Source organism: Pseudomonas sp. Irchel s3a18, from assembly GCF_900187535.1.
Classification (GTDB): domain Bacteria; phylum Pseudomonadota; class Gammaproteobacteria; order Pseudomonadales; family Pseudomonadaceae; genus Aquipseudomonas.
Genome location: NZ_FYDV01000013.1, coordinates 40,440 through 52,968 on the forward strand (window position 1 = coordinate 40,440; position 12,529 = coordinate 52,968).

A 12,529-nucleotide genomic window follows, 5' to 3' on the forward strand; every position below is an offset into this window, starting at 1 on the left:
CCAAGGCCTGCACAGCCGGAGGCGGCACCCGCCTTGAAGCAATCAACCCGGTCACCAAGGATTGAGCAATGGCGGTCAAAGCAGCAAAGATCAGCGTGTACACCTGGGAAGGCCGTGACAGCAAAGGCCATACCATCACCGGCGAGTTGAGCGGCCATAGCCCGGCCCTGATCAAGGCCCGGTTGCGTAAACAGGGAATTGTCCCGGGGAAGGTACGCAAGAAGTCCATCTCGCTGTTCAGCGTCACACAGCGGCCCAAGGCGCAGGATCTTGCCGTCTTCACCCGGCAGATGGCGACCATGATCAAGGCCGGGGTGCCGGTGTTGCAGTCGTTCGACATCATTGGCGAAGGTTTCGACCACCCGGGTATGCGCACCCTGGTGGGCGAACTTAAAAAGGACGTCGCGGCCGGCAGCAGCTTCGCCAATGCACTGCGCAAACAGCCGGCCTGTTTCGACGAACTCTATTGCAACCTGGTCGACGCCGGCGAACAGGCCGGCGCCCTCGACACGCTGCTGGAACGGGTCGCGACCTACAAGGAAAAGAGCGAGAGCCTCAAGGCCAGGATCAGGAACGCCATGACCTATCCGCTGGCCGTGGTCCTCGTCGCGGTGATCGTCAGTGCCATCCTGCTGATCAACGTGGTACCGCAATTCCAGTCGGTGTTTGCCGGTTTCGGCGCGCAACTGCCGGGGTTCACCCTGATGGTGATCGGCCTGTCCGAACTCCTGCAGCGCTGGTGGTGGCTGCTGCTGTCAGGGTTGATTGCCGGCGTACTGGGGCTGCGCCATGCCCATCGACGCTCACCCGGTTTTCGCGACTGGCTGGACGGCCTATGGCTGAAGCTGCCCCTGGTCGGTACGCTCGTGCGCAAGTCCTCGGTAGCCCGTTATGCCCGTACCCTGTCGACCACCTTCGCCGCCGGTGTGCCACTGGTGGAGGCGCTGAACGCCGTGGCCGGCGCGACCGGCAACAGCGTGTTCAAACGGGCGGTGCTGCGCATCAGGCAGGATGTCGCCAGCGGCATGCAGTTGAACTTCTCGATGCGTACCAGCGGCGTGTTTCCCGGCATGGCGGTGCAGATGACGGCTGTTGGCGAAGAGTCGGGAGCATTGGAGGAGATGCTCGACAACGTCGCGAGCTACTATGAAGCGGAAGTCGACTCGCTGGTCGATAATCTGACCAGCCTGATGGAACCCTTCATCATGGTGGTGCTCGGCGTTATCGTCGGCGGGCTGGTGGTTGCCATGTACCTGCCCATCTTCCAACTTGGCTCAGCGATTTGAACATGCCCTTGAGTGACTTATTCGCCGATTACCCTACAGCCTTTGCCGCCACCGCCTGCTTGCTCGGGCTGGTGATCGGCAGTTTTCTCAATGTGCTGGTCTGGCGCCTGCCGCAAATGCTCGAGCGCGAATGGCGGGAACAGGCTCGACAAGTGCTGGAGTTGCCCAGCGAAACACCGGGCCCCGCCTACAACCTGATGCTGCCGCACTCGCACTGCCCGCATTGCCAGCATCCACTGCGCGCCTGGGAAAACATTCCGCTGCTCAGCTATCTGCTCCTGCGCGGCCGCTGCTCAAGCTGCAAGGCCCCGATCAGTGCCCGTTATCCCTTGACCGAACTGGCCTGTGGCGTGCTGTCGGGATTTATCGCCTGGCACTTCGACTTCGGCTGGCAGGCGGTCATGGTGCTGGTCTTGAGCTGGGGGTTGCTGGCGCTGTGCCTGATCGACGCCGATCATCAGTTGCTGCCGGACGTGCTGGTACTGCCCTTGTTGTGGCTAGGGTTGATCGTCAACGCGTTCGGACTGTTCGTGCCGCTGCACGATGCCCTGTGGGGCGCGGTCGCGGGCTATCTGGCGTTGTGGTCGGTGTATTGGCTGTTCAAGCTGATCACCGGCAAGGAAGGCATCGGCTACGGTGACTTCAAGCTGCTGGCGCTGCTCGGCGCCTGGGGTGGCTGGCAGATCCTGCCCCTGACGATCCTGTTGTCGTCGCTGGTGGGCGCGGTCGCGGGGGTGATCTGGTTGCGCTTGAAACAGGTCGAGACCTCGACGCCGATCCCCTTCGGTCCTTATCTGGTCATTGCCGGCTGGATTGCCTTGCTCTGGGGTGGTCAAATAACTAACTTCTATTGGCAGTCTGTCGGTTTGAAATGAATACCCCTGTGGAAAAACCCTGGATTCTCGGCCTGACCGGTGGCATCGGCAGCGGCAAAAGCGCCGCGGCCCGGCACTTCATCGATCTGGGCATACACACGGTCGATGCCGACCATGCCGCCCGCTGGGTGGTAGAACCCGGTCGCCCGGCGCTGGCGCAGATTGCCGAGCACTTCGGTGCTGGCGTGCTGCAAGCCGACGGCCAGCTGGATCGCGCCGCCCTGCGTCAATTGATCTTCGAAATCCCGGATGAGCGCCGCTGGCTCGAGAAACTGCTGCACCCGCTGATTGCCCAGGAAATCGCCGCTCACCTGGCCCGCGCCCAATCGCCTTATGCGATTCTGGTCTCGCCCTTGCTGATCGAGTCCGGGCAATCGGCCATGACCCAGCGCGTGCTGGTGATCGATGCCCCGGAGCAGTTGCAGATCGAACGCACCCTGCAGCGCGACCAGACCAGCGAACAACAGGTCCAGGCAATCCTCAAGGCCCAGTCCAGCCGCCGGGATCGTCTCAGCCGCGCCGACGATGTGGTGGTCAACGACCGCGACCTCGCCTGGCTGCACAGCGAAGTCGAACGCCTGCACAACTTTTACCTTACTTTGCGTGGAGGCCAGTCATGAGCCAACCCCCTGTCGTTGTTTGTCCAACCTGCGGTGCCCCGGTTGAATGGAGCCCGTCCAGCACCTTCCGGCCATTTTGTTCGGACCGCTGCAAACTGATCGACCTGGGTGCCTGGGCCTCGGAGGAACACAAGATCCCGGTGAGCCCGGATGCCGAGGACGATCTGTTCAGCGAAGACTTCGAACCCCGCCACTGATCCCGCGGATCAGGGCCGCATGAAGCTGTAGTCCTCACCGTCATCGAGGTTCTCGGCGAGAAACTGCAGCTCATCGGCCAGATCCTCGGCATTGCGTACCGCCTTGCTCTGCTGCACCACCGCACTGAGCAAGGCGCGCAGGCTCAAACCCGGTTCAAAGCCGGCTTCCTGCGCCGATACCAGACTGTTGCGCAGCTCTTGCCTCGCCCACTCGTAAACACTCATACCGATACTCCTGAGAATTTCCCGGAGCATAAGTTCGCCTGCGCGCCAGTCCCTTGATAAGGATCAAGGCTTGTCGTCGTCCTTCCACGGCGCCGACAAGTAACGCGTACGGTTGAACGTCTCCAGCCATTCGGGGCAGAACACCACCAGCGCGCTGACGACCATGCCGTTGATGAAGGCCTCGGGGAAGATGATCAGCCACAGGTAGCCGACAAAATCCTCCAGCCACTCCGGCATCGCAAAGCGCCCGTCGAACCACAACAGCCCCAGGGCTGCCAGCAGGCAGAGCAAGGCCGAGAGCGCGGCGGCAAAAAAACCCGAGCAGAAGATGTACACAAAGGGGTTACGCGGCTGGGCACGCTCCACCAGGATCGCGCAGCCTTCGGTGACCAGCACCGGCAATAGAATCAGCAAGGCACCATTGACCCCGAGCGCCGCGAGATCCTGGCGCCCCAGCAGCACCAGCCCCAACTGGGCGACCAGGCCACCGACTATCGCCAGCGGCCAATCGAGTAGCAGGGTCACGGCGGTCATGCCGATAAAGTGATAGGACACGCCCGTCTCGAAGTCCCGTCGCACCAGCCACAGCATGAACAGCGCAAACACCGTGCCGAACAGCAAATGCTGGCGGCGACTGTCACTGAACAGTTCGACCCAGGGCGCTCGCAACGCGGCCCAGACCAGCACGGGCACGTAGATCAACCAGCCCACCGTGAGGCTTTCGGGTGACAGCAACTCGGCACCGATCATGGCTGGACACTCTCGCACCCAACACCTGGCAACCCCACTGTGCAGACCTTCACGTCAGACTCCTTGGAACGGGAACAGGCCGTCAGTCTACACCGCCCTTCGCGCTGCCTTCGACCTCAGGCCCAGTGCCTTGGGTCATTGATCACCCCGTCGTGCTCGGCGAACACCTTTGGTAACTCGACCTTGAGGAAGTCGACCCAGGTGCGGACCTTGGCATCGAGAAAGCGCCGCGACGGGTACAGCGCGTACACCTTGCGCTCACGGGGACGATAGGTCGGGAGCAGGCGCAACAAGCTGCCGTCGCTCAACGGCCGCGTCGCCGCATAAAACGGAATCAGGCTGATCCCCATGCCCGACTCGGAGACCTTGACCATCGACTCGGCCACGTTGCACTGGAACGTCTTGGCCGGGCTGGCGGCATGCTCGCCGGACGCGTCATGAAACAGCCATTGATCGCTGTACAGGGGGTCGAGCATGCGCAGGCAACAGTGATCGTTCAACGCCAGCGGATGCTGCGGCACCCCTTGGCGTTGCAGGTACGCCGGGGCGGCACAGGGCACGCTGTAGATCTGCCCGAGAGGCTGGGCGACCGACTGCGAATCGGCCAGTTCAAGGGCAATCGAAATCACCACGTCAAAGCCTTCCTCCAGGGGGTCGGGATTGCGTTGTGACAGGGTCAGTTCGAACACCACGTCCGGGTACAGCTCACAGTATCGAGCGATCAACGGCGTGATCAACACGCCCAGGCCATTCATGCTGTGCACCCGCAGCCGGCCACTGGGTTTCAGGTGAGCGCCACGGGCCTCTGCCGTGGCCTCCTCCATTTCCTCAAGTATTTGCCGGCTGCGTAGCAAGAAACGCTCACCGGCCTCCGTCAGGCTCAACCGCCGGGTGGTGCGTTGCAGCAAGCGCGCCTGTACATGCTGCTCCAGATCCGCGACCAGGCGGGACACTTGCGCGGTAGAAAGGTCGAGCACATCGGCGGCGGCGGTAAAGCTGCCGCAATCCACGACACGAACAAACACCCGCAAGTTATTGAGCAAATCCATAAGCCTCCAGGGGGCCGTGACTGTTACGTTTCATGTAAGGCTGCATCAGGTGTTCAGCCCTTTTTCGATGACGGGCGAAGATTAGACTTCAGGTATCGGAATCAACACGGAGTACCCCACCATGAAAACCCTGATCAGCCTGTTGCTGACGATTGTCGCCACCTCTGCGATGGCCGCCGGCACTGAGTCCGCCGCCACGCCCTACCCTCCGGCGCAGCCGCTGGACATTGCCAGGGTGGTGTCGATCACGCCCACCGCTACGGCCTGCGACGTTGAACCGGCCACCATGGTCTATGTCGATCACCAAGGCCAGACTCACCGCGTGACGTATCAGGTCATGGGCAACTGCACCAGTGGCCTGTAGTCACCGGCTCAGCGCAGTGTCCAGGTGTAACTGAAGATCAGACGGTTTTCATCGATGTCGCTGCGGTAGTTGGAACGCGCCATGGCATTGCGTACGCGTATCCCCAAGCCTTTGAGGCTGCCACTCTGCAGCACATAGCCAATATCCAGGTCCCGCTCGCGGTCCTTGCCCTCATACCCCTTGCCAGTATCGACGTTATTGCCGCTGATGTACCGCACGGTACTGGTCAACCCCGGCATGCCGAGGGCGGCAAAGTCGTAGTCGTAACGGGCCTGCCAGGAGCGCTCATCGGTGTAGGCAAACTCATAGGTCGGCACCTCGTTGCCCAGCGGTGAGATATTGGCAAACACTCGGGGGAAGGCGCTGTCGCCGAACATGCCCTGGTAGCCGACATAAAAGGTGTGACCGCCGCGCTTGGCCGACAGCAGGGAGAAGAACGCCTGGTTGTCGATGTTGCCCAACAACTGCTGGCCGTCTTCCCGCGAATCGAAATAGCCCAGGTTCGCGCCCAGGACCCAGTCGCCCGCTGGCTCACTGTGTTTGAGGCCGAGGAAGCGCTGGTTGTAGATGTCCTCCAGTTGCCCGTACCAGGCACTGAGCGAACTGCGCTTGTCATTGAAGGCGTAATCGGCACCGGCAAAGTTGAAGCCGTCGCTGCTGACCTGGCGCTGCGGTACATGGCCGAGCATGGCCTGCATCTTCTCGTCGCCGGCTTCGTTACGCAGGCTGGTCGACCGCAAGTGGCCACCCTGCACAGTCAGGCCATTGATCTCGCTGGAGCTGATACTGGCGCCCTGGTAGCTGGGCGGCAGCAAGCGAATATCGCTGAAGACCAGTACCGGCAGGTTCGGCTGCAACTCTCCAACCTTCAACTCGGTCCTGGAGTAACGCACTTTCAACGCACCGGCCAGGCGGCTGTAGTCATCGGCGGCACGCCCGTCACCCTGCACCGGCAGCAAGCCGGTATTGACCCGGTCCGGGCTGCTGTCGAGCTTGAGGCCCAGCAGGCCGATGACATCCATGCCGAACCCGACGGTGCCCTGGGTGTACCCGGACTTGACGTTGAGGATGAAGCCCTGCGCCCACTCCTCGGCCTTCGATTGCGGGTTAGCCCCGACGATGTCGGAGAAGTCCCGGCTGAAGTAGTAATTGCGGGCCTGCAAGGTGGCGCTGGTGTCTTCGATGAAGCCACTCTCGGCAGCCAGTGCGCCAGTGGAAAAACCCGAGGCGAGCGCCAGGGACAACACGGAACCGGTTGTTGGGAGACTCTGTTTCATCGTTGTTCTCTTATTGTTTTGGATCGACAGGTTGAAGGGCGCCACCCCCTGCGCACTTGCGGCGGGGGACGCTGAAGCAGGTTGAAGCCGATCGCGCGAACGCTGACGGGCGTCAGCGCGCGACCTCTCGGGAATCCGCCGCCTGGGCGGCAGAAGCGGGACGCCGCACACTCAACAACAGGTGCGTGACCATGCCGAAAATCAGCCCCCAGAACGCAGCGGACAAGCCGAACAGCGACATGCCCGAGGCGGTGGCGAGAAAGGTCACCAGCGCCGCTTCGCGGTCATTCGGCACGGCCATCGCGCCGGCCAGGGCACCGGCAATGGCGGCAAACAGAGCGAGCCCGGCGAGGGCCGCGATCAGCTCCTTGGGAAAGGCCGAGAACAGCGAGACCAGGGTGGCGCCGAAGATCCCCAGCATCAGGTAGCACAGCCCGCCCACGACCCCGGCCACATAACGCTTGCGCGGATTTTCGTGGGCCTCGCGCCCGGTGCAGATCGCGGCGGTAATGGCCGCCAGATTCAGCCCATGGCAGCCAAACGGTGCCAACAACGCGGTCCCCAGCGCGCTGCTGGCGATGATCGGGCTGGCCGGCGTGGTGTATCCGCTGGCACGCAGCACCGCCATGCCCGGGACGAACTGCCCGGTCAGGGCCACCATCACCAGCGGCAAGGCAATGTTGAGCGTTGCACCGAGGCTGAATTCGGGGATGATCCAGACCGGCGTCGCCAGACCGATCACCAGTGCATCACGCTGCAGCTCCCCTGAAACAAAGGCGATCGAGCAACCGACCAGCAGCACCATCAACACCGCGTAGCGTGGCATGACACGCTTGCACACCAGGTACGTGGCAAACATCGCCAGCACCAGTAGCGGCTTGCCCTGCAGGGACACAAACAACCCGGTGCCGAAGCTGAACAGAATCCCCGCCAGCATCGCCGCCGCAATCGCGGCAGGCAGCTTGCCGATGATCCGGTCAAAGGCACCCGACACCCCGACCAGAAAAATGATCAGGCTACTGACCAGGTAGGCGCCCACCGCTTCAGGCATGGCAATGTCCGGCAGCAACGCCACCAGCAACGCCGAGCCCGGTGCCGACCACGCGATGATCACCGGCACGCGGTAGCGCAGGCTCAAGCCGATGCCCAGCAGCGCGCTGCCAATGGAAATCGCCCAGATCCAGGACGACAGCACTTCCCGCGAGAGGTGTGCCGCCTCGGCCGCCTGAAAAATAATCACCAGGGGACCGGCGTAGGAAATCACCGTGGCGATAAATCCTGCGACCGCGGCAGACAGGGAAAAGTCGTGGAGTAACGCTTTCATGGCACCTCGGCGCAAGACTCATCAGGCGATCCGTGGCGCTGGCCCGGTCGCTCTTGTTTGGAGAACATCAACGGACAGCCCGGGTCAGGCGTTGGTCGGTGTCATTGCCTGGGCAACGCCTTTGGCGCTGCGCTGACTGCTGATGGCGAACACCGTCATGGCGATGGCCGCCACGGCCCCGGGCAACGCGAACGCCATGAAATTCAGTTGCAGCGGCAGGCTGATCCCCAGCAAGGCACCGCCCAACAGCGGACCGACGATGGCACCGTTACGGCCAATGCCCGAGGCCCAGCCCAGGCCGGTGGAACGAATGGCCATGGAGTAAAACTGCGCGGCGCAGGCATACAGCAGAATTTGCGAGCCGATGGTGGTGGCGCCGGCAATGGCGATCAGCAGGTACAACACCGGCATCGGGCTGTTGAAACCGAGCAAGGTGATCGACACCGCCGCCATGGCGAAGAACACCGCCAGCACCCGTGGCAGGTTGAGCCTGTCACCCAGTACCCCCCCACCCACCGCACCGAAGATGGCACCGAAGTTCAGCACCAGCAGGAACGACAGGCTCGAGCCAAGGCTGTAACCGGCGTTGGCCATCAGTTTCGGCAACCAGGAGCTCAGGGCGTAGACCATCAGCAGGCAGCAGAAAAATGCCAACCACAGCATCAGCGTGCGCAGTGCCCGCCCTTCGCGAAACAGCTGCAACACCGGTGTGCCGGTGCCCTTCACTTCGCTCATGTGCAGTTGATCGTCGGTCTGCGCGACATAACCCGGATCGATTCGCTCCAGCACCTTGCGTGCTTCTGCATGGCGTCCCTGACGCAGCATGAAACCCACTGACTCGGGCAGGAAGTACATGATCAGCGGCAACAACAGCAATGGCAGCAGCGCCACGTAAAATACCGACTGCCAGCCAAAGCTGGGGATCAGCACGATGCCCAGCCCGGCCGAGAGCATGCCGCCCACCGAGTAGCCGCTGAACATGATCGCCACCAGGGTGCTGCGGATTTTTTTCGGCGCGTACTCGTTCATCAGCGCCACCACATTGGGCATCACACCCCCAATACCCAACCCGGCAATGAACCGGCAGAGACCGAACTCGGTGGGGTTGCGGGCAAAACCGTTGAGCACGGTAAAGCCGCTGAACAGGATCACGCACAGGGTGATGGCTTTCTTACGCCCGATCTTGTCCGACAGCGGGCCGAAAAACAGCGCCCCGAACATCATCCCGAACAGGGCATAACTGCCCAGCGCGCCGGCCTGCAGAGGGCTGAGCCCCCACTCTTTCATCAGCATCGGCAGCACCACGCCGTAGATCACCAGATCGTAGCCGTCGAAGATGATGATCAGGGCACACCAGAACAGCACCATCCAGTGAAAGCGGTTGAAACGAGCGTTGTCGATAACCTCATGTACGTCGATCTTGCGCATGGCATCTGTCTCTTGTTGTTGTTTTTTTAAGAGCGTCGGTAACGCGGTAAACGTGCGTAGAACCGAGGGTAGGGATGTCAGGGGCGCTGCAATATCCGCTCAGCGCAGATCGTTATCCGCTTTGTGCAGGCATGGATGCCAGGGGAACACTGCACGGCAGCCCCCGGCGCTCAGAAAAAAACACATTACGCAACTGTCACTTTTGACAGTCCATTTGTCGGAACAGACTGGCGGACGGGAAAAATCCGACTAGACCTTCACGTGGCTGACGGAGCAGCCGTTGCACGTTGTCAGGTCACAGGTTTGGGTGGTTTCAGTGGCACCGCTTGGGCCCTGTTCAGGATCAGGACGATCTGTCATTAATCCAACAGGGATAGGCCATGCGTTCTCACTTCAGACATATCAGGAACCTGCCATCTGTCTTTGCTCTGCCCACTTCACTACTGATACTCACCAGCTTCCCGGCTCATGCGGCCTGTACGCTGACGCCCGGGACCGGTGACAGCAGCTATGTCTGTGACATCGGCACCGGCAGTTCGCTGAGCGACCTCTCAGGCAACAACAGCCTGACCTTCCCGGCCAATGGCAGCGGCGTCATCAACGGCAACGTCCGCTTCGGGGCCGGTGCCGACCGGGTGTTGATGAGCTCCGGCGTCCTCACTGGCTCGCTCGATCAAGGCGATGGCCAGGACAGCCTGTACATCAACGCCGGCCAGATCGGCGGCGCAGTGCTACAGGGCAATGGCATTGATGACTTCGTGATGAATGGGGGGCAGGTTCAGTCCCTGGCTCAAGGCGACAGCCGAGATACATTTCTCATGACCGCTGGCACTATAGTCAAGGCCTTCGAAGATGGCGATGTGGCGAAGATGACTGGCGGTACCATCGGCCGGGTGGACATGAAGCTGGACAACAACATCTTCGAGCTGTCTGGCGGCAGCATTCTGGGTAATCTTGTCACCGCATTCGGCCAGGACACCATCATCGTTTCTGGCGGCAGCATCGGTGGCAATGTCAGTGTCAGCGGTGGCGACGACAGCATTACCATCACGGGTGGAGTGATTTCCGGGCAAATACGCGCCAGCGTCGGCAACGACAGCCTCACCTGGACCGGCGGCCAGATCACCTCGGACATACTGATGGGCGATGGCGACGACATAGCCTTGCTCAGCCAACTGAGCGAAAGCACGCTGGCCTTGAGCCCGTCACTGGATGGCGGGATGGGCAATGACCGCCTGACCTTCGACAACACCACCTCGGCGGGGGCCTCGCGCTACCTTGGCTGGGAGAACGTCGCGCTGAACAACCACTCGCACTTTGCTCTGGCCGGGGACTTTTTTATCGGTGACAGTGCAACCGCAACCGGTACCTTCGCCATCGATGACAGCAGCGTCATGGCGGTCACCCGGGGCAGTGTCCGGCCCTATACCGCAGGCGGGCTGGCGACACTGAACAACGCCGGCAGCATCGACATGACCACCGGCAGCAACAGCACAACCGACTCGCTGACGGTGCACGGCAACTACGTCGGCCAGAACGGACAGTTGCTGCTGCAAACGGTACTCGGCGACGACAACGCGGCCAGCGACAAACTCGTGGTCTCCCAAGGCACCCTCAGCGGCAATACCCAGCTGGGCATCAGCAATCTGGGCGGTCTGGGCGGGTTGACCCGGCAGAACGGCATCCAGGTAGTGCAGGCGCAAAATGGCGCCATCAGCAGCAACGATGCCTTCGCCCTGAAGGGCTCACTGTCGGCCGGGGCGTATCAGTACTACCTGTTCAAAGGCGGGGTCACAGCCGGCTCGGAAAACAGCTGGTACCTGCGCTCATCAGTGGTGGCCGTCCCGCCCCCCACCGTCCCGCCGGTGGTGAACCCTCCCCCCGCAGTGCCTCCCGCCCCGCCACCCGTGGCGCCGCCTGTTCTGATTGTTGATCCAGATGAGCCGCCAATCGAGCCACCGACCGCGCGACCTGTCGCACCCGAAGAGCCAGCCACGCCCGCCCCTACCCAGCTTGTCGCTGAAAGCTCGCCAGTGCCTGCCGCCACCACCCCACCCGTACCGACAGCAGTAGCCGGCGCGGATCCGATTCCGTTGTATCGCCTGGAAGTACCGGTGTACTCCGTGGTGATCCCTGCCGCCCAACTGATGACCCTGCAGGCACTCGGCACGTTCCATGAACGCCAGGGCGAGCAAAGCTTGTTGACTGAAACCGGCGCGGTCCCCGCAGGCTGGGGCCGGGCTTATGGCAGTGATTTGCAAAAGAGCTGGTCCGGCACCGTGTCTCCCCGTTTCGACGGCTCGCTCCAGGGTTTCCAGATCGGTCATGACCTGTATGCGTCACAGAACGGTGGCGGGCAACTCCAGCGCTTCGGCTTCTTCGTGGGTCACAGCCACCTGCAGGGCAATGTCGACGGCTTTGCCGAAGGCTTCCAGGATCGACGTTCGGGCCGGGTGAAACTCGACGGCGATCATGTCGGCGCCTACTGGACCCTGATTGATTCAAGCAATGGCTATGTCGACGCCGTCGCCATGTGGTCACGCCTGGATGGCGACAACCGCTCCGAGCGCGGGGTGAAAATGGACACAGAAGGCGATGCGCTGGCGCTGTCACTGGAGGCCGGTTATCCGATGGCCGTATCGGAAAACTGGGCCGTCGAACCCCAGGTCCAGGTGATCCACCAGCAGATTGATCTGGATAACCAGAATGACGGTATTTCCAAAGTCTCGTTCGATTCCCAGGACTACTGGACGGGCCGTCTCGGTGCTCGTCTCAAGGGCCACTACCGGGTGCAGAATATCCCGCTGGAGCCTTACCTGAGAGCCAATGCCTGGAAAACGTTTGGTGGTTACGACACGGTGACCTACGACGGTGCAGACCGGATCAAGAGCGAGCATGAATCATCCACCGCCAACCTTGGCCTGGGACTGGTGGCCAAACTATCGTCAAGCGTCAGCGTCTACACGAGCGTCGACTACAACACCCATCTGGACAGCAACGATATGGACGGTGTCTCCGGCACTCTGGGACTGCGTATGAGTTGGTAGCGCCTCAAGCGGCGGCACGCCGACGGACCCATCTGGCCGGGCGGATACGACAAATGTCTTCTTTGCGATTGCATTTGGGCGCTAAGC

12 protein-coding genes are annotated in these 12,529 nt (G+C 61.9%); 6 read left to right on the forward strand and 6 right to left on the reverse strand.

All coding sequences use genetic code 11. The features are described 5' to 3' along the window. The first annotated feature begins 68 nt into the window (after window positions 1–68). From CKW29_RS17810 to yacG, 4 genes are read left to right on the forward strand one after another with little or no spacing between them, the layout of a single operon-like run. Window positions 69–1,286 carry a type II secretion system F family protein gene (locus tag CKW29_RS17810; RefSeq protein ID WP_095145503.1) on the forward strand — a complete coding sequence of 406 codons (1,218 nt, stop codon included), beginning with the start codon at window positions 69–71 and terminating at the stop codon, window positions 1,284–1,286. Between the two features lie 2 nt (window positions 1,287–1,288). Next, window positions 1,289–2,161 (forward strand): A24 family peptidase, encoded by an 873-nt coding sequence (locus CKW29_RS17815; protein ID WP_095145502.1) that lies wholly within the window; start codon window positions 1,289–1,291, stop codon window positions 2,159–2,161. Continuing rightward, window positions 2,158–2,781 (forward strand): dephospho-CoA kinase, encoded by a 624-nt coding sequence (gene coaE / locus CKW29_RS17820; protein ID WP_095145501.1) that lies wholly within the window; start codon window positions 2,158–2,160, stop codon window positions 2,779–2,781. The genes CKW29_RS17815 and coaE overlap by 4 nt, the downstream gene beginning before the upstream one ends. Continuing rightward, window positions 2,778–2,978 carry a DNA gyrase inhibitor YacG gene (gene yacG / locus CKW29_RS17825; RefSeq protein ID WP_095080809.1) on the forward strand — a complete coding sequence of 67 codons (201 nt, stop codon included), beginning with the start codon at window positions 2,778–2,780 and terminating at the stop codon, window positions 2,976–2,978. Before coaE ends, yacG begins: the two co-directional genes overlap by 4 nt. A gap of 9 nt (window positions 2,979–2,987) precedes the next feature. Here yacG and CKW29_RS17830 read toward each other — a convergent pair whose 3' ends face one another. From CKW29_RS17830 to CKW29_RS17840, 3 genes are all read right to left on the reverse strand, one after another. Next, entirely contained in the window at window positions 2,988–3,203 is a 216-nt protein-coding gene (locus CKW29_RS17830; RefSeq protein ID WP_095145500.1) for a hypothetical protein, read from the reverse strand. A 63-nt stretch (window positions 3,204–3,266) separates the two neighbouring features. After that, window positions 3,267–3,953, reverse strand: coding sequence for an energy-coupling factor ABC transporter permease (locus CKW29_RS17835; protein ID WP_095145499.1), 687 nt, complete (start codon window positions 3,951–3,953; stop codon window positions 3,267–3,269). Window positions 3,954–4,069: 116 nt separating this feature from the next. Next, window positions 4,070–5,002, reverse strand: coding sequence for a LysR family transcriptional regulator (locus CKW29_RS17840; RefSeq protein ID WP_095148906.1), 933 nt, complete (start codon window positions 5,000–5,002; stop codon window positions 4,070–4,072). Window positions 5,003–5,123: 121 nt separating this feature from the next. Here CKW29_RS17840 and CKW29_RS17845 point away from each other — a divergent pair, with 121 nt between their 5' ends. Further along, on the forward strand, window positions 5,124–5,366 hold the full coding sequence (locus CKW29_RS17845; protein ID WP_095145497.1) for a DUF2790 domain-containing protein: 243 nt from the start codon (window positions 5,124–5,126) through the stop codon (window positions 5,364–5,366). An 8-nt stretch (window positions 5,367–5,374) separates the two neighbouring features. Here the strand turns inward: CKW29_RS17845 and CKW29_RS17850 are convergent, their stop codons facing one another. The 3 genes from CKW29_RS17850 to CKW29_RS17860 form a co-directional block, all read right to left on the reverse strand. Further along, complete coding sequence (locus tag CKW29_RS17850; protein WP_095145496.1) at window positions 5,375–6,643, reverse strand: OprD family porin; 1,269 nt, start codon at window positions 6,641–6,643, stop codon at window positions 5,375–5,377. A 112-nt stretch (window positions 6,644–6,755) separates the two neighbouring features. After that, a complete protein-coding gene (locus tag CKW29_RS17855) occupies window positions 6,756–7,967 on the reverse strand; it encodes a benzoate/H(+) symporter BenE family transporter (protein WP_095145495.1) in 1,212 nt (403 codons plus the stop codon). Between the two features lie 84 nt (window positions 7,968–8,051). Continuing rightward, window positions 8,052–9,395 carry an aromatic acid/H+ symport family MFS transporter gene (locus CKW29_RS17860; protein WP_095145494.1) on the reverse strand — a complete coding sequence of 448 codons (1,344 nt, stop codon included), beginning with the start codon at window positions 9,393–9,395 and terminating at the stop codon, window positions 8,052–8,054. A gap of 380 nt (window positions 9,396–9,775) precedes the next feature. On the opposite strand from CKW29_RS17860, the gene CKW29_RS17865 reads away from it, so the two are divergent. Beyond that, a complete protein-coding gene (locus CKW29_RS17865) occupies window positions 9,776–12,442 on the forward strand; it encodes an autotransporter outer membrane beta-barrel domain-containing protein (RefSeq protein WP_095148907.1) in 2,667 nt (888 codons plus the stop codon). The last annotated feature ends 87 nt before the right edge of the window (window positions 12,443–12,529 follow it).